General features: G+C 50.7%; 22 protein-coding genes. 19 read left to right on the top strand and 3 right to left on the bottom strand.

What is annotated here, in order from left to right:
• The first annotated feature begins 58 nt into the window (after positions 1-58).
• From PsW64_RS10310 to PsW64_RS10290, 4 genes are all read left to right on the top strand, one after another.
• Positions 59-1156 (top strand): CobW family GTP-binding protein, encoded by a 1098-nt coding sequence (locus PsW64_RS10310; RefSeq protein ID WP_063303519.1) that lies wholly within the window; start codon positions 59-61, stop codon positions 1154-1156.
• Positions 1157-1162: 6 nt separating this feature from the next.
• Positions 1163-2140: a WD40 repeat domain-containing protein gene (locus PsW64_RS10305; RefSeq protein ID WP_063303518.1), complete on the top strand. Its 978-nt coding sequence runs from the start codon at positions 1163-1165 to the stop codon at positions 2138-2140.
• Positions 2141-2159: 19 nt separating this feature from the next.
• Positions 2160-2669 (top strand): DUF2937 family protein, encoded by a 510-nt coding sequence (locus PsW64_RS10300; protein WP_063303517.1) that lies wholly within the window; start codon positions 2160-2162, stop codon positions 2667-2669.
• Between the two features lie 424 nt (positions 2670-3093).
• Entirely contained in the window at positions 3094-4035 is a 942-nt protein-coding gene (locus tag PsW64_RS10290) for a LysR family transcriptional regulator (protein WP_063291085.1), read from the top strand.
• Positions 4036-4049: 14 nt separating this feature from the next.
• Here the strand turns inward: PsW64_RS10290 and PsW64_RS10285 are convergent, their stop codons facing one another.
• Entirely contained in the window at positions 4050-5138 is a 1089-nt protein-coding gene (locus PsW64_RS10285; RefSeq protein ID WP_063303515.1) for a Glu/Leu/Phe/Val family dehydrogenase, read from the bottom strand.
• A 230-nt stretch (positions 5139-5368) separates the two neighbouring features.
• Between PsW64_RS10285 and PsW64_RS10280 the strand changes: the two genes are divergently transcribed.
• From PsW64_RS10280 to PsW64_RS10210, 15 genes are all read left to right on the top strand, one after another.
• A complete protein-coding gene (locus PsW64_RS10280) occupies positions 5369-7231 on the top strand; it encodes a HoxN/HupN/NixA family nickel/cobalt transporter (protein WP_063303514.1) in 1863 nt (620 codons plus the stop codon).
• Positions 7232-7935: 704 nt separating this feature from the next.
• Positions 7936-9024 (top strand): TRAP transporter substrate-binding protein, encoded by a 1089-nt coding sequence (locus tag PsW64_RS10275; protein ID WP_063291083.1) that lies wholly within the window; start codon positions 7936-7938, stop codon positions 9022-9024.
• Between the two features lie 129 nt (positions 9025-9153).
• Positions 9154-9687, top strand: coding sequence for a TRAP transporter small permease subunit (locus tag PsW64_RS10270; RefSeq protein WP_057461842.1), 534 nt, complete (start codon positions 9154-9156; stop codon positions 9685-9687).
• 6 nt (positions 9688-9693) lie between these two features.
• A complete protein-coding gene (locus PsW64_RS10265) occupies positions 9694-11274 on the top strand; it encodes a TRAP transporter large permease (protein ID WP_063290291.1) in 1581 nt (526 codons plus the stop codon).
• A gap of 450 nt (positions 11275-11724) precedes the next feature.
• The gene (locus PsW64_RS10260; RefSeq protein ID WP_063291082.1) at positions 11725-13707 is read left to right on the top strand and encodes an AMP-binding protein; all 1983 of its coding nucleotides are present in this window, start codon (positions 11725-11727) and stop codon (positions 13705-13707) included.
• A gap of 5 nt (positions 13708-13712) precedes the next feature.
• Positions 13713-14522 (top strand): ABC transporter ATP-binding protein, encoded by an 810-nt coding sequence (locus tag PsW64_RS10255; protein ID WP_057461916.1) that lies wholly within the window; start codon positions 13713-13715, stop codon positions 14520-14522.
• An 11-nt stretch (positions 14523-14533) separates the two neighbouring features.
• Positions 14534-15517 (top strand): branched-chain amino acid ABC transporter permease, encoded by a 984-nt coding sequence (locus PsW64_RS10250; protein WP_057461839.1) that lies wholly within the window; start codon positions 14534-14536, stop codon positions 15515-15517.
• Between the two features lie 12 nt (positions 15518-15529).
• Complete coding sequence (locus PsW64_RS10245; RefSeq protein ID WP_063291081.1) at positions 15530-16606, top strand: branched-chain amino acid ABC transporter permease; 1077 nt, start codon at positions 15530-15532, stop codon at positions 16604-16606.
• A gap of 72 nt (positions 16607-16678) precedes the next feature.
• The gene (locus tag PsW64_RS10240; RefSeq protein ID WP_063303513.1) at positions 16679-17992 is read left to right on the top strand and encodes an ABC transporter substrate-binding protein; all 1314 of its coding nucleotides are present in this window, start codon (positions 16679-16681) and stop codon (positions 17990-17992) included.
• An 87-nt stretch (positions 17993-18079) separates the two neighbouring features.
• Complete coding sequence (locus PsW64_RS10235) at positions 18080-18943, top strand: ABC transporter ATP-binding protein (RefSeq protein ID WP_057461836.1); 864 nt, start codon at positions 18080-18082, stop codon at positions 18941-18943.
• Between the two features lie 123 nt (positions 18944-19066).
• Positions 19067-20092, top strand: coding sequence for a ribonuclease T2 family protein (locus PsW64_RS10230; protein WP_208980706.1), 1026 nt, complete (start codon positions 19067-19069; stop codon positions 20090-20092).
• Positions 20093-20167: 75 nt separating this feature from the next.
• Complete coding sequence (locus PsW64_RS10225) at positions 20168-21412, top strand: phenylacetate--CoA ligase family protein (RefSeq protein ID WP_063303511.1); 1245 nt, start codon at positions 20168-20170, stop codon at positions 21410-21412.
• A gap of 173 nt (positions 21413-21585) precedes the next feature.
• Positions 21586-22632 carry a ferrochelatase gene (hemH, locus tag PsW64_RS10220; RefSeq protein ID WP_057461833.1) on the top strand — a complete coding sequence of 349 codons (1047 nt, stop codon included), beginning with the start codon at positions 21586-21588 and terminating at the stop codon, positions 22630-22632.
• 148 nt (positions 22633-22780) lie between these two features.
• Complete coding sequence (locus PsW64_RS10215; protein WP_063303510.1) at positions 22781-23755, top strand: SPFH domain-containing protein; 975 nt, start codon at positions 22781-22783, stop codon at positions 23753-23755.
• 5 nt (positions 23756-23760) lie between these two features.
• Positions 23761-24228, top strand: coding sequence for an NfeD family protein (locus tag PsW64_RS10210; RefSeq protein ID WP_063290285.1), 468 nt, complete (start codon positions 23761-23763; stop codon positions 24226-24228).
• 2 nt (positions 24229-24230) lie between these two features.
• On the opposite strand, the gene PsW64_RS10205 is transcribed toward PsW64_RS10210, so the two are convergent.
• On the bottom strand, positions 24231-25091 hold the full coding sequence (locus tag PsW64_RS10205; RefSeq protein ID WP_057461830.1) for an OmpA/MotB family protein: 861 nt from the start codon (positions 25089-25091) through the stop codon (positions 24231-24233).
• A gap of 24 nt (positions 25092-25115) precedes the next feature.
• Complete coding sequence (locus PsW64_RS10200; protein ID WP_008551696.1) at positions 25116-25886, bottom strand: motility protein A; 771 nt, start codon at positions 25884-25886, stop codon at positions 25116-25118.
• Positions 25887-25982 lie beyond the last annotated feature (96 nt).

Genomic DNA, 25982 nt, shown 5'->3' with positions numbered 1-25982 from the left:
ATGAATTTGCTCTAAGTGCCAGCTGAGTGCGAGCGCACACCCATCCAAGGAGACGTAAATGTCCGAGGCTGCTGATAGCCGTATTCCTGTTACCGTGCTGACCGGATATCTGGGCGCAGGTAAAACCACTTTGCTGAACCGTATTTTGAGCGAAAACCATGGCACGCGTTATGCTGTGATCGTCAATGAGTTCGGCGAAATTGGTATCGACAATGACCTTCTCGTTGAGTCTGACGAGGAAGTTTATGAAATGAACAACGGCTGTATCTGCTGTACAGTTCGTGGTGATTTGATCCGCACCGTTGAGAATCTGATGAAACGCAAGGGTGCGTTTGATGCGATCATCGTGGAGACCACGGGTGTTGCTGATCCGGCTCCTGTTGCACAGACGTTCTTCATGGATGATGACGTGCGCGAAGCGGCTAAGCTTGATGCTGTTGTTGCGGTTGTTGATGCCCGTCATGTTCAGCAGCGTTTGAAAGACACTAAGGAAGCAGAAGATCAGATTGCGTTTTCTGACGTGATTTTGCTGAACAAGACCGATCTTGTTTCAGCAGAGGAACTGGCTGGTGTTGAAGCGGCGATCCGTAAGATCAACCCGTATGCGAAGATCCACCACACAGAGCGTTGTCAGATCGCGATTGCTGATGTTCTGGATCGTGGGGCCTTTGAGTTGGATCGTATTCTTGATCTTGATCCGGAGTTTTTGAAAAAAGCTGAGCACGCGCACGATCATGAGTGCGGCCCGGATTGTGATCACGACCATGATCACCACCACCATGGGCACGATCACAAACATGATCATGACCACCCTGACCATGAGTGTGGCCCAGATTGTGATCACGATCATGAAGGCACGCATTCTGTGAAGTCCTATTCCTTCACGGTTGGTGATCTGGACCCGAAGGTCTTCTTTGACTGGATCAATCAGATTACGCAGATTCAGGGGCCGAACATTTTGCGCATGAAGGGTATCCTGTCGTTCAAGGATGATCCGCAGCGCTATGTGGTGCAAGGCATTCATATGATCGTAGAGGGCAACCATCAGCGCGACTGGCGGGATGATGAGAAGCGGGAAAGTCGCATTGTCTTCATCGGCCGTGAGCTGGATGGTGCTGCGCTGAAAACTGCGTTTGAAGCCTGTGTTGCGGAGTAAGTTCTGGTGCCTGTAACTGCTCCTCTTGATACCGATGGATTTGTTGTTTCTGCGACATTTCTGGGTGATGTAGCTGCCTTTGCCAGTGGTGAAGGTTCTGTCTTTTTTGCTGGTGGGCCGGAAACCCAGACACCGGTTCACAAAAACGGCCTGCTTTGTGCGACGCCTTCTTTAGATGGCAAGTCTCTGATCACCGGTGGCGGTGATGGCAGGATTTGTAAAGTTAGCGCTGATGGAAGTGTTGAAGAGCTTGCTGAGCAGCCGCGAAAATGGATCGACATTATTGCAGCTGGCCCACAGGACAGTGTGGCCTATGCATCTGGTCGTACGGCTTGGGTTCGTCTGAAGAGCGGCGAGATCAAAGAATTTCAGCTGCCGCGTGCCTTTGCTGGTTTGGCTTTTGCGCCTAAGGGGATGCGTCTTGCTGCGTCTCGTTATGATGGCGTGACTTTGTTTTGGGTGAACGCCGCTGGTGATCCTCAGGAACTGAGCTGGAAAGGTGCGCATAGTCTGGTCACGTATTCTCCTGAAGGAAAGTACCTTGTGACCACTATGCAGGAGAACGCTCTGCACGGATGGCGTTTGGCTGACAGTCAGGACATGCGCATGACCGGTTATCCGGGCAAGGTGAAGTCCGTGAGTTGGTCTGCCAAGGGTAAGTATCTGGCGACCTCTGGCGCTCAGGCTGCGATCCTCTGGCCGTTTATGGGCAAAAGTGGTCCTATGGGGCAGGCTCCCCTGGAGCTTGGCGTGCGCGGGGACAGCATGGTGACGACTGTTTGCTGTCATCCGAGCGAAGAAATGGTGGCGATTGGCTATCAGGATGGCATGGTAATGGCCGTTCGGTTCCACGATAATGCTGAAGTGCTGTTGCGCCGTCCGGGTGCTGGTCCTGTTTCTGCCCTTGTCTGGGATAAGAAGGGGAACCGGCTGGCATTTGGTACAGAAGAAGGTGCTGCTGGAGTGATCACTCTGGTCGATTAACTTAGAGGGGAGGTTTGCAATGATGTTTGCAAGGGTATTGACGCTTGGCGTTGCGCTTGTAAGCGGCACTGTGACCTCTCAGCTTCCTGAATTTGCCCAGCAATACCGTCAGCGTATGGGTGGCGCTATTGATGCGCTGGAGGAAGTGAAAGCCGATTTTGTTGCGGATGCGACTGCTACCAACAAGAGCGTTTCTGCAGCCCTACAGCATATGGCTCAAAGTGCTGACCAATTTGTACAGTTGCGCGGAGAGAGTGTTGAACGGTCACTGGATCGTCTAGATGCTCTGAAAGAGCAGCAGTTGGCTATGACAAGTGCGGCAGCTTTTGAGCGGGTCTGGATTTTTTTGAAAGGGCCGGACACCAAGATCTCTAGGGCAACCTGGGAAGATTTTGAGCCTGCTGTGCCGGTGACTGTTGAAGGTGGTGTGCTGGCAGGACTCGGGTTTGCCGTGGGTTTGTTCATGTTGCGTCTGGCAGGAGTTGGTGGCCGCGTGAGACGCCGCCGGAAACTGCAGAGAAGTATCTAGCTTAATTCATTAGCACCGTATGGGGGGATGATGACACTATTGTATCTTAGTATTGTTTTCGCATTGCTTCCCCTGATTGCGCCGAGTCGTAAGTGGCTGTTGTTTCTTGAGCTGCTTGTTGGCATACCAATCTTGCTTTTGAGTTGGCATGCATATGGAGCGATCAGGAATATACCCTATCTCTCATACAAGCTGCCGAATGGTGCTTTTATACTCTTTGCTGCCCTGTTTCATGTTGGGCTGCTAGTTCGGTTTGTAGGTATCTATTGTGAGACCAAAACTTCGAGGCTAAAAGCACTTATGTTGGAGTTGTTTGGAATCCTAATGATTGCTGTCGTGTATGCGTCCTTCGCATTCGGGAGGTATTATCAAGAATTGGGTTATCTTGGAGAGCGGTGATTTTCGCTGCTTTGGGGAAAATATGATGGATTCCATCACACGAATTAGATGTTTTTTGCAGGTGGTAGAAAGCGGTGGCTTTTCGGCTGCAGCACGGGATATGGGGCGCTCCAAGGCGCTTATTTCCAAGTATGTGAGCGAGCTGGAAGACGAACTGGGCGTGCGCCTGCTGAACAGGACGACCCGCCAGATTTCTCTGACCCAGGTTGGTGAAGCCTACTTCCGTGAAGCTGGTGAGCTGTTGCAGCGGTTTGATGACCTGAAAGATGCTGTACAGCAAGACCATCGGGAGGTGCGTGGCCGGTTGCGGCTGAGTGCGCCGCGTTCCTTTTCTGAGGCGACGCTGGGCAGAGTGCTTGCTTCGTTTTTGCAGGAACACCCGCGCGTTGAGCTGGACATCGAGATGGAAGATCGCTTCGTCGATATTGTCGAAGAAGGATATGATGTTGCCATTCGTGTGGCCGAGCTTGAGGATTCCAGCCTGATTGCGCGGAAGATCCGTGACGTTCGTGTCGTGGTTTGTGCCTCTCCTGCGTATTGGGAAGCACATGGTATGCCTGAGAAGGCAAGTGATCTGGCGAGTATGCCCTGCATCATTGATACCAACTACAAGCACAAGACCAACTGGATGTTTCTGGCAAATGGAGAGCGGTTTTCTGTTCCCGTTAAAGGGCCGATGCATGTGAACAGTGCGAAGACTGCGGTTGCAGCAGCGCTGGCAGGCCTTGGCGTTGTGCGTTTGCCGATCTTTTATGTGCTGGAGGAGTTGATGGCAGGCACACTGATACCAGCATTAGAAGACTACGAAGTGCCGGGGCCTGCGATGTACGCGGTCTATCCGCATCGCAGGCATCTGTCAGCGAAGGTGCGTGCCTTTGTTGATTATATGGTCAACTGGCACAAGCAATTGGAGCAGCATGGTGACTGCCCCAAAATGCTTGATGGGCCTTTGCCAAAAGAGGGCTAGATCAGCCCTCTGTTTTAAGCTGGATTATGGTGATGCTGGAAACGCTCTTCAGCTAACTCATCTGCGATGATGTTGGTTGGGCGCTTTTCCGCATCAGCTCGATCGAAGATCTGAGCAAGCGTGCCACCAATCGCGAGAGTCTTCTGACGCACGATTGAGTCTGATGCACCAGGCTCACCCAAAGCGACAGAGATTACACCGCCTGCGTTGATGGCGTAGTCTGGAGCGTACAGGATGCCGCGCTTCATGAGTGCTGCGCCGTCTTCTTGTGTTTCCAACTGATTGTTTGCAGCTCCTGCGACCACAGCTGCTTTCAGCTCCGGGATAGTTGCAGCATTCAGGCCACCGCCAAGCGCACATGGGGCAAAGATATCTGCTTTGACGAGATGTGCGTCGTCTGGCGATACGCTGGATGCACCGAGCTCTTCGATTGCGCGTGTCACTGCCGGATCATAGATGTCGGAGACAATCAGGTTAGCGCCTGCTTCATGCAGTTGACGAGCTACGTCATATCCCACATGACCCAGACCTTTGAGTGATACAGTCAGGCCTGAGAGGTCTTCAGAGCCAAATTTGTGTTTGGCAGCTGCTTTGATGCCAACGAAGGTTCCCAGTGCAGTGTACGGCGAAGGATCGCCAAAACCAGTGGCATCTGTCCCGCGAGCAAACTGGGTTTCGCTGCCAATAATTTCCATATCATCAGAGCTGATGCCCACATCCTCTGCGGTGATGTAGCTGCCAGAAAGACGATTGATGTGTCTGCCGAATGCTCTGAGAAGCTCCGGGGTCTTATCAGTGCGCGGGTTTGCGATGATGACTGACTTTCCTCCTCCCAAAGCAAGGTCAGCCAATGCATTCTTATAGGTCATGCCTTTTGAGAGACGAAGAACATCAGTCAGAGCTTCATTTGCGCTTGCATAGTTCCACATGCGACATCCACCGAGACCGGGACCGCGATTGGTATTGTGAACCGCGATGATCGCTTTCAGGCCCGTTTCGTTGTCTGTTGCAAATACGATTTGCTCGTGGCCAGCGAATTCTGGATGATCCAATGGGGTCATGTAGGTATCGATCGTTATTTTATTATGCAATGGCACGTTCATTCAGCCCTCCCAAACGAAATTGAACAAGAAGCGTTGCGGGGATATTGGTTTATTCTTAAAGCAATATCCGGTTTATTTCGTAGGTGATGGGCATCAAATTCGGAAGAATTATCCGAATGGTTCTAAATTACGGGAAAAACGTATCTCAGGACCTTCAATAAATGGGTCTTGAATTTGCCGTTATTTTATTACACTTGTCGTGTCGGGTTCTCACATTTTGTTAAGGCGCCATGTCTCATAAGCTCCTACGGTTTTTGACCGCATTCTGCATGCTGCTGGTATTTCTGTTGCCTTCTCAACAGGTTGCAGCGCATCCGCATATGTTTGTGCAAGCGCGCGCCGAGTTGGTGTTTGATGATGACGGGTATCTGACTCACATTCGGCACAAATGGCTGTTTGATGACCTGTACACGGCCTATGCCGTGCAGGGGTTGGATGCCAATCAGAATGGATTTTTCGAGAGAAATGAGCTGGATGAGCTGGCTAAGATCAACATTGAGGGTCTTGGAGAGTACGGCTACTTCACGTTTGGGGATGACAGCAAAGCGGAGATAGATTTCTCTGAGCCATTTGATCCATCCATGAAAATGATCAAGGTAGCCTTTGATGATTACTGGTTGATCAGCGATGAAGACCGAGCAGCAATTGCTGAAGAGATTGCAGCTGGTCGCAGCCAGCCAGACACGAGCCCCGTGTCATTGGTGGAGTTGAGCTTTACACTGCCGCTCAAAGAGAAGATCAAGGCTGACAAGCCGATCACACTCGATGTTTATGACCCAACCTACTACATCGATTTTAAATGGCCTAAGGCAGATATGGCCGTGACGCTGAAGAATGCTCCCGGAAAATGTTCTGTTGAGCTGGTCCATCCTCCTGAGCTGGACGGGCAAATTGCTGCTCAGTTGGCAACGATCGGTGCTGACCAGCGGAATGTTCCTGAAGAGTTGCAGGGATACACAGCAGCGCTTGTCAATCAGGTGATTGTGTCTTGCGATGGTGTGGCGACTACAACAGCTTCTACGGGCAATACTAAATTCATTTCCGAGATTACACCTGGGCCAGTTGAGAGTGCACCTGCGTCTGCAGAAGATGCAGTGGCAGCGCTTGCGCAAGGTGGTGAGCCGATGACGCTGTCTTCCGTTTCTGAGCGTGAGACTGCGGATACTGCTGAGCTTCGTGGTCCGGATATGAATATTTTCCAGCAAGGCATGGCGACCATTACCCGGTTGCAGAATGAGTTTTATCTTAAGCTGACAAGCGCGCTGAGAAACTTCCGCAACAATCCTTCTGCCGGGTGGCTTCTAATGCTGATCAGCTTTGCGTATGGCGTGTTTCATGCTGCAGGGCCGGGGCATGGTAAGGCAGTGATTTCTTCTTACGTGATTGCGGATGAGCAGACATTGAAGAAAGGGATCGCGCTCTCCTTTGCTTCTGCCTTTGCGCAGGCGGTGACAGCGATTGTGCTGGTTGGCGGGGCTGGAGTCCTTTTGCATCTGACCAGTACGGCGATTAATGCAACAGCCCGCTGGTTTGAGCTTGGCTCTTATGTGTTGGTCTTCCTGCTTGGCCTCTACCTTGTTTGGCAACGTGTTTTGAAGCCATGGTTTGGCAAAAAGCCTGCTTCGAGCTGCGGTCATTCACATGACCATGATCACGACCATCATCAACATGAGCATTCAGAGCATGGAGAGGTTTGTTCCAGCTGTGGGCATGCGCATACGCCGGATCCGAAGATGGTTCAGAACTCAGCCATGACACTCACAAGCATCTGGTCGATCATTCTGGCAGTGGGGCTTCGCCCATGCACCGGTGCTTTGATCGTGCTTGCGTTTGCGTTTTCTCAGGGCATGATTTGGGCTGGTGTGGCCTCCACGCTCGTGATGGCATTGGGGACAGGTATTACCGTTTCTATTCTGGCGAGTCTCGCAGTGCTCTCGCGTGAGGTTGCCTTGCGGATCTGGGGTGCCGACAGTCAGGCTGGTACGGTTATTCTGCGCGGTTTTGAGGTGGTTGGCGCTCTGACTATTTTGCTGATGGGAACGTTGATGCTGATTGCTGGGCTGAATGGTGGCGCAACGGCAGGTCTGTTCTAGATTACGGCAATTTTTGGAAGAATCGCTCTCGAAATGCCTGAGAAATTTGCTTTCAAGCAATTTCGTATGGGTGTTTTCGAAGAAATTCGCGCTATCGTTAATGCGCGAACCTGTAGAAAACCACACCTTCGTGTGGATAGTTGTTTGTGCATCGGAACGCATCTTTAAATGTTAGCTGTCTTCGCTTTGCAATGCCGACCTGATTGAGGTCTAAGGCCTCGGATTTATCGGGTGGCATCGTGTCTGCGCACCTCTGCTCAGTTTCAACTGAAACTGTAGATTAGTTTCCTCTAAATTATTGTATTTTAAAGCATCTACCACCTGTGTGGCTTAATTCACCCAGAAAATTAATGGAGCAATGCTCAAGCCAGTTAGGTCATGTAGGCTGACTTATTAACATTGAAATAAAAGGCTATGAATCCCGATTTTGGAGGTTGATTGTTAGCCCTCAAGGGCGGAGATTCCTAAAAATGTTTCGATAGTTACGTTGCGGCTGGTTTCGGTTGAAAACGCATAGATGAGGTACGCTCAGTTGATCCAAGAATAATTAATTTGTCCAATAGGGTGCAGATTTCCTTGTATTTTCACGTAGTTTTAGGGTTATAAGAAGTTGGTCATGTTGTCGCAGAGATCTCAATGGAAGAGGTTCAATTCTGCGGAGGCATAAAGAGATTTGATTTAAGAAGCTCTTGGGAGGAGTTTTTATGGACCGCCGTAGTTTTCTGAAAAATGCTGGTTTGGCAGGTGCAACCGCTGGCGCAGCTACTCTTGCAGCTCCAGCACTCGCAGCTGGTAAGCGCGAACTGAAAATGGTCACCACCTGGCCTAAGAACTTCCCGGGTCTCGGTACTGGCGCACAGCGCATCGCTGACCGTATCACTGCTGCCAGTGAAGGTCAGCTGACTGTAAAGCTGTTTGCTGCCGGTGAACTCGTTCCTGCATTTGAGAGCTTCGACGCTGTTTCCAATGGTACAGCTGACATGTACCACGCTGCTGACTACTACTGGCTCGGCAAGCACAAAGCATTTGGCTTCTTCACTGCCGTTCCAATGGGCATGACAGCTGCTGAGCTGGAAGCATGGATGCATTTCGGTGGCGGTCAACAGCTTTGGGATGAGCTTGCTGGTCAGTTCAACGTTAAATCCTTCCTGGCTGGTAACACCGGTCTGCAGGCAGGTGGCTGGTTCAACAAAGAGATCAAATCTCTTGAAGACCTCAAAGGCCTGAAAATGCGTATGCCTGGTCTGGGTGGTGAAGTTCTTCGCCGTCTGGGTGCATCAGCTGTTGCGCTTCCTGGCTCTGAAATCTTCCCAGCAATGCAGTCCGGCGCGATCGACGCAACCGAGTGGGTAGGCGCATGGAACGACATGGCGTTTGGTTTCTATAAAGTTGCTAAGTACTACTACACCAAAGGCTTCCATGAGCCAGGTGCTGGTCTGTCCTTCGGCATGAACAAAGGTGTTTGGGAAAGCTTCACACCTGGTCAGCAGGAGCTGATCCGTTCTGCGTGTATGGCAGAGAACAACTACATGTTCGCTGAGTACAACCACAACAACGGTGCTGCTCTGGAAACTCTCCTGACCAAGCACAACGTTCAGGTTCGTGACTTCTCTGATGACGTGTTCGATGCTATCGGCCGTAAAGCTGAAGAAGTTGTTGCTGAAGTGGCTGAAACAGATGACCTCTCCAAGCGCATCTACGAAAGCTACCTCAAGTCTCGTAAGGAAACCTCTGCATGGTCCAGCCTTGCTGAGCGTAACTACCTGACAGCTCGCGATCGTATCCTGGGTTAATTTTACTTATTGCTGCACACGCTCTCCGCAATCCTTGCGGGGAGCTTTTCTTTCAAGAGCTCTATCTTGGCCTTTGGGGCCCAATAATAATCCTAGAGGCTTGGTGTAGACCAAGACGAAGAGGCGGGCATGCGCGCCCTAATGAACCTGATTACCTCAGTCAATCGTGGCATCGGCAAGAGCTGCGCCTGGCTGACTTTGGGCATTGTGCTTGTCCAATTTACAGTGGTGGTGATGAGATACGTTTTCGGTATCGGTTCCATCTGGATGCAAGAATCCATCACCTACATGCACGGTTTCCTGTTTATGTCGGCTGCTGCTTATACGCTAAGCGTAGATGGGCACGTGCGGGTCGATATCTTTTACCGGGATGCTCGCCCACGTATCAAAGCAATGGTTGACCTGCTTGGTTCGGTGTTCTTCCTTCTTCCGATGTGTGCGGTGATTATTTACTGGTCCTGGGGCTATGTGCTCAGTTCCTGGGCAATCTGGGAAGGGTCTCAGGAGGCATCCGGTATTCAAGGACGGTATCTTCTGAAGAGTGCGATTATTGCCTTTGCCGTTCTGGTTTCCTTACAGGGTGTCGCCATTATTCTTCGAAGTGTTCTTGCCCTTCGCGGTGACAAGAAGGCACTCGACTCATTCCGTCAGATCCAGGAGTAATCGGAGATGGATGGACTTCTTCATACTCTTGATATTTTGATGTTTGCGGTTGCCTGTATTTGTTTGTTGGCGGGCTTCCCTGTTGCATTTACTCTTGCTGGTGTCGCACTGATTTTCGCTCTGATCGCGTCGTTCTTTGGCGGCAGCGTGACCCTTGGTGCGATCCCGAGCCGAATTTTCGGCACCATGTCCAACGAAACCCTGATCGCGGTTCCACTCTTCATCTTCATGGGGGTGATGCTGGAACGTTCCAAGGTTGCGGAAGAGCTGCTGGAAACCATGGGCCGGTTGTTTGGGCGTATGCCGGGCGGTCTCGGGCTTTCTGTCACGATTGTGGGTGCTTTGCTTGCTGCTTCAACCGGTATTGTGGGCGCCACCGTGGTAACCATGGGGCTTTTGTCTCTGCCGACTATGCTGCGTAACGGTTACAGCCCGCGTCTTGCCTGCGGTTCTATTGCAGCCTCCGGTACGTTGGGGCAGATTATTCCGCCTTCCATCGTGCTTGTGTTCCTTGCTGACCAGCTTTCCAACGGCTACCAGATCGCTCAGCGTGAGATGGGTAACTTTGCTCCAGATCCATTCTCTGTAGGGGATTTGTTTGCAGGGGCGCTTATTCCAGGTCTTGCACTTGTTGGCCTTTACATTGTGTACCAGCTGTTTGTTGCGTTCACACAGCCGCACAAAGCGCCTCCAATGCGTGATGATGGATCTGCGGGACCAACCCTCAGTCAGGTTCTTCATGCTCTTGTGCCGCCAATTGCGCTTATTATCGCGGTGCTTGGTTCAATTCTCGTAGGTATTGCGACACCAACTGAAGCTGCTGCTGTAGGTGCTGTTGGTGCGTTGTTGCTTGCTGGATACCGCATGGAAGAAGACAAGCCTTGGCCGGTGTATCTGGCTGTGCTGTCTCTTGTTGTGATGTTGGTTCTGACATCCTTCATGGACCTGCGTGTTGCACGTAACGAGATCCCAACCGGTGATATGATTGGTATTTGGGTTGCTGGTTTTGCCTGCGCAGTGCTTGCTTATGGGTTGCTCGTTTCGCTTTACCGCGTGATGGCGAAGAAAGTGCTTATGCCAGTGATGCAGTCGACCACACAGATCACCTGTATGGTGTTTGTGATCCTGATCGGCGCAACATTCTTCTCCCTGATCTTCCGTGATCTGGGTGGTGAGGAACTGGTGAAGGAAGCGCTGACTGGTCTGCCGGGTGGTGCGCTGGGTGCGATCATTGCGGTTATGGCTGTAATGTTCGTGCTGGGCTTCTTCCTGGACTTTCTGGAAATCGTGTTCGTGGTTGTTCCGCTTGTTGCACCAATTCTGCTGCAGCTTGAGATGCCTAATGGTGAACCGATGAGCCCTGCATGGCTGGGTGTGATGATGGCTGTAAACTTGCAGACATCGTTCCTGACGCCTCCGTTCGGCTTTGCGTTGTTCTACCTGCGGGGTGTGGCGCCGCCGTCAGTGAAAACCTCAGACATTTACTTCGGTATCATCCCGTTTGTTCTCATTCAGGTTCTGATGCTGATCATCCTGTGGTACCTGCCGGAAATGGCAACATGGTTGCCAAAAGTGATCTACGGCTAAAAGTATTAATTGCTTAGTATATGTAAGGGGCGCGAGTATTCGCGCCCCTTTTTTGTTGCAGTGCCCATAGCCCAAAGTAGTGATTCTTTTTTGACTTAGTCCAATGATCTACAAAAAGGAATTGAAACCTATTCAAAAGTATTGGGCATTGATTTACCTATAGTATTTCGCTTATGCGTGACAAATATAATGCATGTATACCTTAGTATAGAGTTTTTTGAGTGTAACTCGTTGAAATATCACAGTTTTGCATTGCACAAGTGCTCAAGGTTGCAACGCGCAATGAATAAAACCCATTAAAAAAGCTTTCGTATCTTGCTAAGAATAAGTCCAGGGAGGAACTCGCAGGTGGAGGACTTGCGAGGCGGGGCTATTAGTCTTTCGTATTTCCTCAGAGTAAACAGGCAGACCAAAGGCACAAGATGACCTTTGGTGAGAGGTGATTCAAAGATGCAGGTGCCTCCGTCAGCGGGTATGGACACATTTCCGCAGTTGCTTATTCGGAATGCGCGGGAATGGGGGGATCGTCCCGCGTATCGCGAAAAGGACCTCGGGATCTGGCAGAGCTGGACCTGGCGTGAGGTCCTTGGAGAAGTGCGCAAGCTTTCTCTTGGGCTCAAGAGCCTTGGGTGCAAAGAAGGCGACAAGGTTGCGGTGATTGGTGCAAACCGTCCGCATCTTTATTGGGTTTTTGCCGCCGTGCAGGCGTTGGGTGGTATTCCGATCCCAGTCTATTCTGACTCAGTGGCAGAAGAGATCGGCTACGTGCTTGGCCACGCAGAAGTGCGCTTTGCGGTTGTTGAAGATCAGGAGCAGGTTGATAAGCTGCTTGAGATGTCCGAGAAGCTACCGTTGCTCGAGCACATCATTTACGAAGACCCTAAAGGCCTTCGTGATTACGACCACACAAGCCTTCATCGTTACCTGAGCGTTCAGGAAGCCGGGCAGACTCTGCTCGACAATGATGAGAAGCTTGCTGATGACTGGTTTGATGCCGTCAGTGCTGGCAAGAGTGAAGACGTTGCTGTGATCCTTTACACCTCCGGTACGACTGGTCGTCCGAAAGGGGTGATGCTGACCTTCAATAACCTGGTTGTTGCTGTTCAGAATGCGAACAAGTTTGATAACCTGGATGAGAATGCAGACACAGTCGCATACCTGCCGATGGCATGGGTTGGTGACCATGTGTTCTCCTACGCACAGTGTCTTACAGCCGGGTACTGCGTGAACTGTCCTGAAGGTCCGGAAACAGTTTCGATTGACCGCAAGGAAATTGCCCCAACTTACATGTTTGCACCGCCGCGGGTGTTTGAGGGTATGCTGACGCACATCACAGTTCGCATGGAAGATGCGGGCAAGATGAAGAAGAAGCTGTTTGACTACTTCCTCAATTATGCGAACCAAGTTGGTGAGCGCATTTTGAATGGAGAGAAAGTCTCTCTTTTTGAGCGCATGAAGTATGCTGTTGGTGAGTTCTGTGTGTATGGGCCGCTGAAGAACGAGATGGGTTTTTCCCGTGTTCGTGTGGCTTACACCGCGGGTGAAGCGATTGGTCCTGAGATCTTCAAGTTCTACCGTTCAATCGGCCTGAACCTGAAGCAGCTTTACGGGCAGACGGAATCTTCCGTGTTCATTACCTCTCAGCCTGATGGCCAGATTTATGCTGATACGGTTGGCGTTCCTATGCCAGATGTTGAAGTGAAGATCGCGGAGAGTGGTGAGGTTATGTATCGCTCGCCGGGTGCGTTCCTTGGATACTACAAGAACGATGAGGCAACGAAGACCACCAAGACTGAGGATGGCTGGGTTCACACTGGTGATGCTGGCATGTTCCTTGAGAATGGGCACCTGAAGATCATCGACCGTGCGAAGGACGTAGGCAAGCTGACTGATGGCTCCATGTTTGCGCCGAAGTACATTGAGAACAAGCTGAAGTTCTTCCCGAACATCAAAGAAGCTGTGACCTTCGGAAACGAGCGCGACTACGTTTGTGCCTTTGTGAATATTGACCTTGTTGCGGTTGGTAACTGGGCTGAGCGGAACAACATTGCATATGCTTCCTATCAGGAACTGGCCGCACATCCTGACGTTTACAAAACAATCCAAAGCCATGTGGATCAGGTGAACAAGGATCTTTTTGAAGAACCAATGATGGCTGGTGCCCAGATCAAACGTTTCCTTGTTCTGCATAAAGAGCTGGATCCGGATGATGGCGAGCTGACACGTACTCAGAAAGTCCGTCGTAACTTCGTTGCTGACCGTTATGCGCCTCTGATTGAAGCATTTTATGCGGGTGAGATCTCCAAGCATGTGGTGACCGAGGTGACCTTTGAAGATGGCCGTCAAGGCACGATTGAAGCCACCGTCGAGATCCGGGACATGGACACCCATAGCACTAAAGCAATGTCCGCGATTGGGGAGGCGGCAGAATGACTGTAATGGATCCAACGCTCGAAGAGGTCAAAAAAAGGGCCGAGGAGCGCGAGGTTCTGCTGGATCTTGAGAACGTTTCTCTCTCCTTTGGCGGCGTTAAGGCAATCACGAATATCTCCTTCAACATCAAGAAGGGTGAAATTCGCGCGATCATTGGTCCCAATGGTGCTGGCAAGACGTCCATGCTCAACGTAATCAATGGTTTCTATCAGCCTCAGGAAGGTGTGATCACCTTCAACGGTGAGAAGCGCAGGTCCATGAAACCGCACCTTGCGGTTAGTCAGGGTATCGCTCGAACTTTCCAGAATGTTGCTTTGTTTAAGGGTATGTCCACGCTGGATAACATCATGGCTGGACGTGCAACGCGGATGAAGCAGAACTTATTCTGGCAGATGCTCTATTGGGGACCTGCTCAGAGGGAAGAGATTGAGCACCGTAAGAAGGTCGAGGAAATCATCGACTTTCTCGAAATCCAGCATATTCGTCGCACGCCAGTGGGAACGCTTCCTTACGGCTTGCAGAAGCGTGTTGAGCTTGCTCGTGCGTTGGCGATGGAGCCAGAACTGCTGCTGCTCGATGAGCCGATGGCAGGGATGAACCTGGAAGAGAAAGAGGACATGAGCCGATTCATTCTGGATGTGAATGATCAGCTCGGCACTACGATTGCTCTGATTGAGCATGACATGGGTGTTGTGATGGACCTTTCCGACCGTGTCGTTGTTTTGGACTATGGCCGCAAGATCGCTGATGGCGTGCCAGAAGAAGTGCAGAGCAACCCAGAAGTTATTGATGCCTATCTGGGCGTGTCACACTAGGGAGCACCCCCATGGAAACACTTTATAACGTACTAATTGATCCATTTGTTCAGATGTACGGAATGCCGGACTTCTTTCTACAGGTGTTGTGGGAAGGTCTCGTCTCCGGTGTTCTTTATGCGCTGATTGCACTTGGTTTCGTTCTCATCTTTAAATCCTCGCGCATCTTTAACTTTGCGCAAGGCATTATGGTTGTGTTTGCTGCGCTGTCTTTGGTTGGCCTGCATACCTTCCTGGTTCCTTTTGTTGGCAACGAGTTTGTTGCTGCTGCAATCGCGATGCCGCTTACTCTTGGCATCATGTATGCGTTGGCAATGAGCGTTGAGCGTGTTGTGCTTCGTCCGCTTGTCGGGCAGCCAGACATCATTCTGTTCATGGCAACCATCGGTATCACCATGTTCCTCATCGGTTTTGGTGAGTTCGTGTTCGGTGGTGAGAACAAGGTGATGATCACCGAAGCGCTTGGTATTCCAACCGGTGCTATTGAATTTGAACCGTTCGGCGGCTTCCTGCTTTTGGAAGAGAAAGACGTGTTCGCGGTTGTTATGGCGATCGTGCTGGTTATCAGCCTGCTGGTGTTCCTGAACAAATCTGCGATGGGTCGCGCGATCCGTGCGCTGGGTGATGATCATACTGCAGCGTTGTCTGTTGGTATCTCCCTCAGCACTATCTGGGTTCTGGTCTGGTTTATTGCTGGTGTGATTGCTCTTGCTACCGGCGTCGTCTGGGGTGCTCGGGCTGGTGTATCGTTTGCTCTGGAAGTGATTGCGTACAAGGCCTTGCCAGTGCTGATGCTTGGTGGTCTGGAATCTGTATCCGGCGCGATTATCGGCGGTATTGCTATCGGTCTTCTGGAAAAAGTCTTCGAAATTTACTGGGGTCAGCCTCTGTTTGGTGGCAACACCGAAACCTGGTTCGCCTTTATCTTTGCTTTGATTGTTTTACTGTTCCGTCCGCAAGGGCTGTTCGGTGAGAAAATCATCGAGCGCGTGTAAGGGAGGCCTGACGTGTTTTACAGAACTTCTGGTCAGTTCAAAACGACCTATGAAAGTGATCAGGCGCTCTTCCCAATCAAGCAGGATATGGTCCTGCTGGTTGTGATCCTTGCCGCTATGTATGTGGTCTTTCCGATGTTCGCATCGGAGTTCACCTACAAGGCTCTGCTTGTGCCAGTGCTGATTTATTCTCTGGCATCGCTTGGTCTGAATATTCTGACCGGTTATGCCGGGCAGCTTTCGCTGGGTACTGCGGGCTTCATGGGCGTTGGTGCTTATGCTTGCTATAAGATCACTACGATCTTCCCAGAAATGAACATCATTGTTGCGTTGTTCCTTTCTGGCTTCTTCTCTGCTGCGGTTGGGGTCGCGTTTGGTTTGCCGTCGCTGCGCATTAAAGGTTTCTACCTTGCGATTGCGACGCTTGCTTCGCAGTTTTTCCTGGTGTGGCTCTTTGAGAAGTGGGCGTGGCTTTACAACTACAATGCATCCGGCGCGATTGAAGTACGCACCATGGATATTTTCGGTCTTGTTGTAACAGGCCCGAATGCGTCGCCTATGGTTCAGTACTACTTTGTTCTTGGCATTGTTTCCGTTGTGACCTTTGCGATGATCAACCTGACACGTGGCCGGTATGGTCGTACATGGAAGGCTGTTCGCGACATGGATATTGCTGCGGAGCTGGTGGGCATCAACTTGATGCGTGCAAAGCTTTCTGCCTTTGCTGTCAGCTCCTATATCGTGGGTATTGCTGGTGCGCTGATGGTGTTTTTCTGGAAAGGTGCTGCTGAGCCAAATCTCTTTGATATTCCAATGAGTTTCCAGATCGTCTTTATCGCGATCATTGGTGGCCTTGGCAGTGTGATGGGGAACTTCCTTGGAGCGATCCTGATTGTGGCTCTGCCAGTTGTGCTGAACCTTCTGCCAGAAATGCTTGGCCTGAGTATCGGTTCTGCCACCATGGAACATGTCAACGTTATGGTGGTTGGTTCTCTCATTATCATGTTCTTGATTGTCGAGCCTCACGGTCTTGCGCGGTTCTGGGCGCTTATTCGTGAAAAGCTCATCATTTGGCCATTCCCTCACTAATAAAGAACTGCGGGAGCAGCTGGGGAATAGAGGAAATGGTCCGCGGCGGGAGCCGCAAACGCGGAGGAAAATATGAAACACTTTACGAATTTAGGTAAGGCTGTTGCAGCAGGTGCCATTGCAGTTGCTATGAGCACAGCTGCAATGGCAGCAGACGGTCTTAACTTTCCAAACCTGACATACCGTACTGGCCCATTTGCGGGTACTGGTACGCCAATCATGAACGGCCAGCGTGACTACATGCTCATGCTGAACGAGCGTGATGGTGGTATTGGCGGCGTGCCAATCGATTACATCGAGTGTGAAACCGGCTACAACACCAACAAAGGCGTTGAGTGCTACGAGAAGACTAAGGGAGCAGCTCTCGTAACGCAGCCATGGTCAACTGGTATCACTTTGCAGGTTATGCCTCGCACCAACGTGGACCGTATTCCTATTCTGGCACCTGGCTACGGTTTCTCGCCAATGTCAGACGGTGATACGTTTGCGTGGGCGTTTAACCCACCAGTGTCCTACTGGGATGGTGCATACATGATCCTCGACTACATTGCTGGTGGTGACATGTCTTCGCTGAAGGGTAAGAAGATCGTTCTTCTGCATCTTGACCACCCATTCGGTAAAGAGCCAATTCCGCTTCTGGAAAAGCTTGCAGAAATGCATGACTTTAAGCTGGTTCCGATCCCTGTTGGTCTGAAAGAAATGCAGAACCAGTCTGCGCAGTGGTTGCAGATCCGTCGTGAGCGTCCAGACAACGTCGTTATGTGGGGTTGGGGTGCTATGAACGCCGGTGCGATCACCGAAGCGGTTAAGACACGCTACCCAATGGAAAACTTCATCGGCATCTGGTGGTCTGGCTCTGATGCTGACTTGCAGAACGTTGGCGCTAAAGCGAAGGGCTACAAGTCTGTCAGCTTCAACGCTCCAGGCAACTTCCCTGTGCTTGAAGACATCCGTAAGCATGTTGTTTCCAAAGGCAACTCAGAAATCAAATCTGAAGCTGACATGGACACCATCTTCTATCAGCGCGGTATCATCATCTCTATGATCCTTGCTGAAGCAGCAAAAACCGCTCAGGACAACTTTGGTGAAAAGAACATCAATGCCGAACAGCTGCGTTGGGGTCTTGAGAACCTTGATATCACTGCAGCTCGCCTTGAAGAGCTGGGTATGAAGGGCATGACACCTCCACTGAAGATGGCTTGTGACAACCATACTGGTCACTCTGGTGCATGGATGCTTGAGTGGAACGGCGAAGAGTTTGTACAGGCAAGTGACCTGCTGACTCCAAACCGTGAACTGATCAAGCCGCTTGAGTTGGAAAAAGCCGCTGACTACGCGAAAAACAATGCTCCTTGGCCTGGTCGTGGCGACCTCGCTTGTAACTAAGCCTTGTTGTTTTGGTCGGGCGCAGTGGTGCCCGGCCAATTTATCGAATTCAAACAATCGGAATGTTCGCAGGTTAAGGCTGATCTCATGAACGCAATTGCAGAACAGACATCAAAATCCAAGGCACCAGCCGCTAACCTGCAGGTTGCCGAAGACATTTTGTCTATCAACAACATCGAAGTCATTTACGATCACGTGGTTCTGGTTCTCAAAGGGGTTTCTTTGACCGTGCCTAAGGGGGGTATTGTTGCTCTGCTGGGTGCGAACGGTGCCGGTAAGACAACGACCCTGAAAGCAATCTCCAACCTGCTGCAAGCAGAGCGTGGAGAAGTGACGAAGGGCAATATCATTTTTCAAGGAAAGCAAGTTCAGGCACTTTCTCCGAATGAGCTGGTTCAGCGCGGATGCATTCAGGTCATGGAAGGCCGTCGTTGTTTTGGCCACCTTTCTATTGAAGATAATCTGATGACTGGTGCCTATACCCGCAAAGATGGCAATGCTGAGATCAAGCGCGATCTGGAAATGGTGTATGACTACTTCCCGCGTTTGCGTGAGCGTCGGGGTTCTCAAGCGGGTTATACTTCTGGTGGTGAGCAGCAGATGTGTGCAGTGGGTCGTGCCTTGATGAGCCGCCCGGACATGATTTTGCTGGATGAGCCAAGCATGGGCCTTGCTCCACAGTTGCAGGAAGAAATCTTTGAGATCGTGAAGAAGCTGAACAAGAATGAAGGTGTGTCCTTCCTTCTTGCTGAGCAGAATACCAACGTTGCGCTTAAATACGCGACCTATGGGTACATCATGGAAGCTGGCCGTATTGTGCTGGATGGTGATGCTGATTCTTTGCGCGAAAACGAAGACGTGAAAGAGTTCTATCTTGGTGTCGGCGGAGAAGGGCGAAAATCCTTCCGTGATGGCAAACACTACAAACGCCGCAAGCGGTGGTTGGCGTAATCTGCATTAATTGAGAACTTGCCCCTAAAATCATGGGGGTGAACTGTCACAGGAAGTCAATGTATCTGGTTTTGAATAATCTGCATGCTGCTTATTGCTGCAAAAGGTATTTTGGAGGACCACATGCATTTTCTTTCTAAAGTGATTGTCGGGGCTGCGCTTTTGAGCGTGGCCTCTGTTTTGCCTGCTGCTTCTCAAGTGAAGTTGGACGGTTTCTTTCTTGCTGAGGAAGCCTGTCCAGCATTTCAATCTATTCGTAAGCAGACAAATCCTGGAAACGTTCATGTGGAACGGATGCGTGCCTATGAACTACTTGGGAAGAACAAATCGCAGGCATCTCATTACTTCATTCGTATGAATGGCGTAAATCCAGCTGAGCGTTGGGTGGATGTTTCCTGTGGTCTGCATCTGGTTGAAGCTGATGGTAGCGGGCTGAATACTGGCAATGGTTCCGGAGGTTCTGCTGGATCAAATGTGGTTCGCCCTGCTGTCAAAGGGCCTTCGGCAGACGCTGAGTTCCTGCTTGCTGCGAGCTGGCAACCTGCTTTTTGTCAAACACATCAAGAGATACCGGAGTGTTCTTCTCAGGTGGAAGGACGGTTTGATGCGAACCACTTTGCATTGCATGGTTTGTGGCCTCAACCGCGTGGCAACTTCTGGTGTGGTGTAACGCGTGAAGAGAAGCGTCTGGCAGAAGAGCGTTCTACACGGGGCCAGTTGCCTCCAGTTAAGTTGGATGATGCAACTCGTGAAGAGCTGGATAAGGTGATGCCGGGCGCCCAGTCGCATCTGGACCGTTATGAATGGGTAAAACACGGTACTTGTTACAGCGATAGTGCAGAAGAGTATTACGCGGAATCTCTTGATCTTATGGAGCAATTGAACGGTTCAGCTGTCCGTGATCTGTTTGCTGCCAACATCGGTGAGGTGCTCACGACAGCGCAGGTTCGTGCGGCGTTTGATGAAACCTTTGGCGCTGGTGCAGGGAACCGCGTTCAGGTGCGTTGCAAAGGTGGTTTAATTACCGAGCTCTTTATCAATCTGAAGGGCAGGGTTGAGCCAGATACCCCGATGAGTGAGTTACTGTTGGCCGCGAAGCCAGTGCAATCTGATTGTCAGGGCCGCGTTGATCCTGTCGGATTTAACTAGAGTACCTGTCCAATAAATTTGCGGGAGGCTTTGGTCTCCTGCTGGGAAGATGTTTGAGGCCATGGGAGGGCTTCTATGGGAAACCAATATTTTGATGAGTTGGAGATCCGGTCCCCAGAGGAACGAGAAGCTTATCTGATGGCTCGGTTGCCGGGGCAGATTGCCATGGCAAAGAACGAGGCGTCTGGTTGGGCAAAGCATCTGGCAGATGTTGACCCAGTTGAAGTCACGAGCCGTGAAGCTTTGGCTAAGCTCCCTGTTCTCCGTAAGGCGGACCTTCTTGCGGCTCAGGCTGAAGAGCCCCCACTTGGTGGGTTCGCTGCTGGTGACTTTTCTACATACAAACGCATCTTTATGTCTCCGGGACCAATCTGGGAACCGCAGGGATCCGAAGCTGATCCATGGAAATCAGCGCGTGCGTTCCATGCGACTGGAATTCGTCCGGGCGATATCGTTCACAATGCGCTGTCCTATCACATGACACCGGGTGGGTTCATTCTGGATCAGGGCGCACGTGCATATGGCTGTGTGGTCTTCCCGGCTGGTATTGGTAATACGGACATGCAGGTTTCTGCGATCTCGAGCCTGCGCCCGACGGCTTATGCCGGTACTCCGGACTATCTGAAGGTTATTCTGGACCGTGCTGTCGAATTGGGGGCGGATGTAAGCTCCATTAAGCATGGTCTTGTTTCTGGTGGGGCGCTTTATCCGAGCTTGCGTGAGGAATACGCAAGTCGCGGCGTGAAGGTTCTGCAAGCCTATGCGACGGCTGATCTAGGCATCGTGGCTTATGAAAGTGAAGCCATGGAAGGTCTGATTGCCAACGAAGATTTCATTATTGAAATTGTTCGTCCTGGAACGGGAGAGCCTGTTGCTCCGGGTGAAGTTGGTGAGTTGGTCGTGACGACATTCTCGCCAACCTATCCGCTTATTCGTTTTGCAACGGGAGATTTGTCTGCAGTGCTACCGGGCATTTCGCCGTGCGGTCGTACGAATATGCGCCTGAAAGGGTGGATGGGACGTGCAGACCAACGTACCAAAGTGAAGGGCATGTTTGTTGACCCGGCACAGATTGAGCGTCTGCGCAAAAACGCTGGTGATGAGGCCGGGCGTGCGCGTCTCTCAGTCGTGCGCCAGGGTGAGCAGGACCATATGATCCTGAAGGTCGAGACTGAAGCTGCAAGTGATGATTTCATTGCGGCTTTGAAGAAATCTCTGAAAGAGCACACTGGCCTCAATGGTGATGTGGAGCTGGTTGCCCCCAATACCTTGCCAAACGATGGTAAAGTGATTTCTGATGAACGTGAAGTGACTACATAGCAGCTCTTGGTTTGATCGATTTTGAGAATGCCAGTTTGCGTTTGTGGGCTGGCATTTTTCTATTTTGGGTAGTTTCACGGTAATAATCAGAAAATCACAGGGTTTGACCTTGGCGCGGGCATTGGGAAACTCTATTTAGCAATTGGATTGGATCTGATGCGCATAGGGGTCTCATGAACCAGAGCACAAGCGGTAACGCAACAAAGCAAGAAAACCACCCTCCGGTCTCCTTTGGGAAAGTGGGTGTGCTTCTTGTAAATCTTGGGACACCAGACGGGACAGATTACTGGTCCATGCGTCGTTATCTGGCAGAGTTTCTCTCAGATCGCCGCGTCATTGAGTGGTCGCGTTTTCTCTGGTTGCCCATTTTGCATGGAATTGTCTTGAGCAAGCGCCCGCAAAAGTCCGGTGAGGCCTACAAAGAGATCTGGAACAACGAGCTGGATGAAAGTCCGCTGCGCACCATTACACGGAGCCAATCTGACAAGCTTTCTGAGATGCTTTCGGGGCTGGGTGACAATGTTGTTGTCGATTGGGCGATGCGTTATGGCAATCCATCCATTGCGAGCCGTCTTGATGCGCTGAAGGAAAAGGGTTGCGACCGTATTCTCGTCTTTCCGCTTTACCCGCAATACTCAGCTTCGACGACGGCGACAGTAAACGATGAGGTCTTTCGTACACTTTTGAAGATGCGCTGGCAGCCGACCATTCGTATTGTGCCGCCTTATCATGATGACGATACTTACATTGACTCGCTTGCTGCTTCGATCAAGAACAAGCTCAGTGAGCTGGATGAAGAACCAGAGATGGTTCTCGCGTCTTTCCACGGCATTCCGCAGAGCTACTTTGATAAGGGCGATCCGTACCACTGCCACTGTCAGAAAACGACTCGCTTGTTGCGTGAGAAGCTGGGGTGGGATGAGACGAAGCTTCAGATCACCTTCCAATCTCGCTTTGGTCCAGAAGAATGGTTACAGCCTTACACGGACAAGACAGTTGAGAAGCTGGCGAAAGATGGTGTGAAACGGATTGCCGTTTTGAATCCGGGCTTTGTAGCTGACTGCCTTGAAACTCTGGAAGAAATCGCTGGTGAAGCAGCAGAGATCTTTGAAGAACATGGAGGGGAGCAGTTTACCCATATTCCATGCCTCAATGATGCTCCTGAAGGTATGGCTGTGCTGGAGAATGTGGTTCGCCGTGAGCTTCAGGGTTGGATCTAGAAGTTAAGTTTTAATTTACTATGTAAAGAAGAGCACTCGTTTCTTTTAGGAAGCGGTGCTCTTTGGCATTTATTCGTGCAGTTTTCTCTGGTTTTAATGGGACAAAGCTACGATAGTTAAGGCAAATTCCTCCAAAGGATTAATAGATATGGATATTTTGACAGGTAGTTCGATTACTGTCCTCATTTTAGTGGCTGTGATCATTTTTGTTGTATTTGCTGGCGCGAAGATGGTTCCTCAAGGCTACAACTACACAGTTGAACGCTTTGGAAAATACCGGAAGACGCTGCATCCGGGTCTGAACATCATCATCCCGTTCATTGACCAGATTGGTCATAAGTTGAATATGATGGAGCAGGTGCTTGATGTTCCAGCGCAGGAAGTGATCACGAAAGACAATGCAACGATTACTGCTGATGGTGTGACTTTCTATCAGGTGTTGAGCGCCTCGCAGGCGGCCTATGAAGTTCTGGGCCTGCAGAATGCAATTCTGAATCTGACCATGACCAACATTCGTAGTGTCATGGGTTCCATGGATCTGGACGAACTGCTCTCTAATCGTGATGAAATCAATGCTCGTTTGCTGCGTGTTGTTGACGCGGCTTGTGAGCCATGGGGCGTGAAGATCACCCGTATTGAGATCAAGGACATCAACCCTCCGAGCGATCTGGTGAATGCGATGGGTCGTCAGATGAAAGCTGAGCGTGAGAAGCGTGCTTCGATCCTGGAAGCTGAGGGTGCCCGGCAGGCCGAGATTGCTAAGGCAGAGGGTGTGAAACAGTCACTCATTCTGGAAGCGGAAGGCCGCCAGCAAGCTGCTATGCGCGATGCTGAAGCACGTGAGCGTCTGGCACAAGCTGAAGCTAAGGCTACCATGATGGTTTCTGAGGCGATTGCCAAAGGTGACATGGGTGCGATCAATTACTTTGTGGCTAACAAATATGTTGAAGCGTTCGGTGAACTTGCAAAGTCTCCAAACCAGAAAACTCTCATTCTGCCTATGGAAGCAACTGGGATGATCGGAAGCCTTGCCGGTATTGCTGAAATAAGCAAAGAAGTACTGAGGGACAACGAACACCGTCGTTCCAGCCGTATTCCAAATACCGGTAGTTCAGAGGGCTGATCGATATGCTGATTGAGCTGTTCCAAAACAGTATTGAACCTTGGGTTTGGTTTGCCTCCGGGCTTGTTCTTATTGGGCTTGAGCTGGCTGTTCCTGGCTCATTTCTGATCTGGTTTGGGGCAGCTGCTCTCGTTGTTGGCGCTCTGGTTGCATATTTTGATATGGACTGGCGCTGGCAACTTGTGCTGTGGGGTGTCTTGTCCGTCAGCTTCCTCCTTATTGGTCGTCGTTTGACTGTTAAAGACGATGACAAAGAAGGTGATCCGCATCTCAATAAAAGAGGGAGCCGATATCAAGGACGTGTGTTTGTGTTGAAGCAGGCACTCGCTCATGGCAAAGGCACGCTTGAGATTGGTGACTCTATTTGGCGTGTAAATGGCCCGGATTTACCAGCAGGTGCCCATGTGAAAGTCGTCGGCCAAGACGGCACAACTCTCATTGTGGAAGCAGCTTCAGAAGGCGAAGAGGCCTAGGCCTATTGGTATGGATTGAAATCTGGTGGCAGTGGCGGTTCTTCTGCCATCAGCAGAATTGAGATGCGGCGGTTTGCTGCAAGATATGGGTCATTCGGGAAGAGAGGCTCAGAATCAGCTTTTCCCACTACAGAATGAATATTGTTCGAAGGCAGACCATACTCAGAAAGAATCTGTCGTGCTGTGTTTGCGCGATCTGCTGAGAGTTCCCAGCCAGTTTCACTTGGAGCTGTGATGAGCTGTCCTGTCGTCGTGTGTCCGGTAATGCGGACACGGTTTGGCATCTTTGCCAGAACAGGCGCCATTTTAGCGAGGAGCTGCCTTGTTATCTCATAAGGGTACTTTGACCCTTCCGGATACATTGAACGGCCTTCCTGATCCACAATCAGGATGTTAAGGCCTTCATCTGTTTCTTCAAGAATGATGTTGTTGGAGATCTCTGTGATCTCAGGCATTTCCTGAAATGCCTGCCGGAGCGAAACCACTGCAGTTGCAAACTGCCTCGGCTTCTCGATGTCTGCCTTTTTGGTGGTGTGGGTGTTTGCTTCCGGGCCTTGTTTACGCTTTTCCGGATGGCTCTCAGTTGCAAAATCAGCGTCTGTAATTTGCTTCTCGTAGGTGATGTCTTTCATGAAATCGCGTAGTGGCACACCTTCGATTTCAAGAACACCAGCGCGTTTGGTCACCTGTTTGATGCCGAATGCGTCTTTGATCGAGCCCGCAACAACCTGAAGTTTTTGCTTGTCTTGGACCGAGAACGAAATAATCAATACGAAGAAACACACGAGCAGAGACATCAAGTCTGCAAACGTCAGCATCCATGCGGGTGCGCCTGCGGGAGCTGATTTTTTTCTACCTGCCATTGTGTCTCTCCCTTGCCCGAAGGACTAAGCCGCCGCTTCAATCATGTCGCTGCGGCCTTTTTCTGGGATATAAGCCAGCAACATTTCACGGATCAACGATGGGCTTTTGCTTTCACGAATCTGCAAAACGCCGTCGATGACAAGGGTTTGATTTAGCTCTTCCTGCTCAAATTTGGAATCCAGTTTATCGGCGACTGGGATACACACTACGTTTGCGATGAGTGAGCCGTACAGCGTTGTTAATAGCGCAATCGCCATGGAGGGACCGATTGTGGATGGATCATCCATAGTCGCAAGCATCTGTACCAGGCCGACAAGCGTTCCGATCATTCCAAAGGCGGGAGCTGAGTCGCCAAGTGCACGGTATACGCGGGCGCCTTCATTCAAGCGGGTCAGGTAGAGATCACGCTCTTTTTCCATCGAGTCGCGAATGAGATTGTAGTCGTAACCGTCAGCTACATACTGCATGCCTTTGGCGAGGGTAGGTTCCTCAATCTCGACATTCTCCAGACCGAGAGGGCCTTCCTTGCGAGCAGTTTCTGCAAGATGAGCGATATTCTCGACAAGTTCGCGAGGCTCGATCTTCTTATGGGTGAAAGCGAGTTTCGCTCCCATTCCAAAAGCACTTAGCAACCCATTTAGCGGGAATCTGACGAGTGTGGCTGCGAGGCCGCCACCTACCACGATCAAGATGGAAGGAAGGTCAACGAACTGGCTGAAGCTTCCACCCAGAAAGATAGCTATCAGCACAGTTACGCAAGCAGCGATAACGCCGATTATCGTGGCTAGATCCATTTAGCTTACCCGAATGTGCGCCTTTGATGAGGCAATTTAACTAGTGTTAATTTGGGGTATTAAGGCTAACCAAATCCTAATAAATGGGAAAAATTG

This window comes from Pseudovibrio sp. W64, assembly GCF_001623145.1.
Taxonomy (GTDB): domain Bacteria; phylum Pseudomonadota; class Alphaproteobacteria; order Rhizobiales; family Stappiaceae; genus Pseudovibrio.
The sequence above is the reverse complement of the archived record's forward strand: the minus strand, read 5'-3'. Positions and strand labels throughout refer to the sequence as shown.

Bases quoted from the DNA above. Each gene is read 5' to 3' on its own strand.
- PsW64_RS10285 (WP_063303515.1), bottom strand. From the start codon at position 5,138: ATGAACGTGCCATTGCATAATAAAATAACGATCGATACCTACATGACC.
- PsW64_RS10250 (WP_057461839.1), top strand. From the start codon at position 14,534: ATGGAAACACTTTATAACGTACTAATTGATCCATTTGTTCAGATGTAC.
- PsW64_RS10235 (WP_057461836.1), top strand. From the start codon at position 18,080: ATGAACGCAATTGCAGAACAGACATCAAAATCCAAGGCACCAGCCGCT.
- PsW64_RS10255 (WP_057461916.1), top strand. From the start codon at position 13,713: ATGGATCCAACGCTCGAAGAGGTCAAAAAAAGGGCCGAGGAGCGCGAG.
- hemH (WP_057461833.1), top strand. From the start codon at position 21,586: ATGAACCAGAGCACAAGCGGTAACGCAACAAAGCAAGAAAACCACCCT.
- PsW64_RS10240 (WP_063303513.1), top strand. From the start codon at position 16,679: ATGAAACACTTTACGAATTTAGGTAAGGCTGTTGCAGCAGGTGCCATT.
- PsW64_RS10225 (WP_063303511.1), top strand. From the start codon at position 20,168: ATGGGAAACCAATATTTTGATGAGTTGGAGATCCGGTCCCCAGAGGAA.
- PsW64_RS10265 (WP_063290291.1), top strand. From the start codon at position 9,694: ATGGATGGACTTCTTCATACTCTTGATATTTTGATGTTTGCGGTTGCC.
- PsW64_RS10275 (WP_063291083.1), top strand. From the start codon at position 7,936: ATGGACCGCCGTAGTTTTCTGAAAAATGCTGGTTTGGCAGGTGCAACC.
- PsW64_RS10215 (WP_063303510.1), top strand. From the start codon at position 22,781: ATGGATATTTTGACAGGTAGTTCGATTACTGTCCTCATTTTAGTGGCT.
- PsW64_RS10260 (WP_063291082.1), top strand. From the start codon at position 11,725: ATGCAGGTGCCTCCGTCAGCGGGTATGGACACATTTCCGCAGTTGCTT.
- PsW64_RS10210 (WP_063290285.1), top strand. From the start codon at position 23,761: ATGCTGATTGAGCTGTTCCAAAACAGTATTGAACCTTGGGTTTGGTTT.
- PsW64_RS10300 (WP_063303517.1), top strand. From the start codon at position 2,160: ATGATGTTTGCAAGGGTATTGACGCTTGGCGTTGCGCTTGTAAGCGGC.
- PsW64_RS10205 (WP_057461830.1), bottom strand. From the start codon at position 25,091: ATGGCAGGTAGAAAAAAATCAGCTCCCGCAGGCGCACCCGCATGGATG.
- PsW64_RS10230 (WP_208980706.1), top strand. From the start codon at position 19,067: ATGCATTTTCTTTCTAAAGTGATTGTCGGGGCTGCGCTTTTGAGCGTG.
- PsW64_RS10200 (WP_008551696.1), bottom strand. From the start codon at position 25,886: ATGGATCTAGCCACGATAATCGGCGTTATCGCTGCTTGCGTAACTGTG.
- PsW64_RS10270 (WP_057461842.1), top strand. From the start codon at position 9,154: ATGCGCGCCCTAATGAACCTGATTACCTCAGTCAATCGTGGCATCGGC.
- PsW64_RS10280 (WP_063303514.1), top strand. From the start codon at position 5,369: ATGTCTCATAAGCTCCTACGGTTTTTGACCGCATTCTGCATGCTGCTG.
- PsW64_RS10310 (WP_063303519.1), top strand. From the start codon at position 59: ATGTCCGAGGCTGCTGATAGCCGTATTCCTGTTACCGTGCTGACCGGA.
- PsW64_RS10290 (WP_063291085.1), top strand. From the start codon at position 3,094: ATGGATTCCATCACACGAATTAGATGTTTTTTGCAGGTGGTAGAAAGC.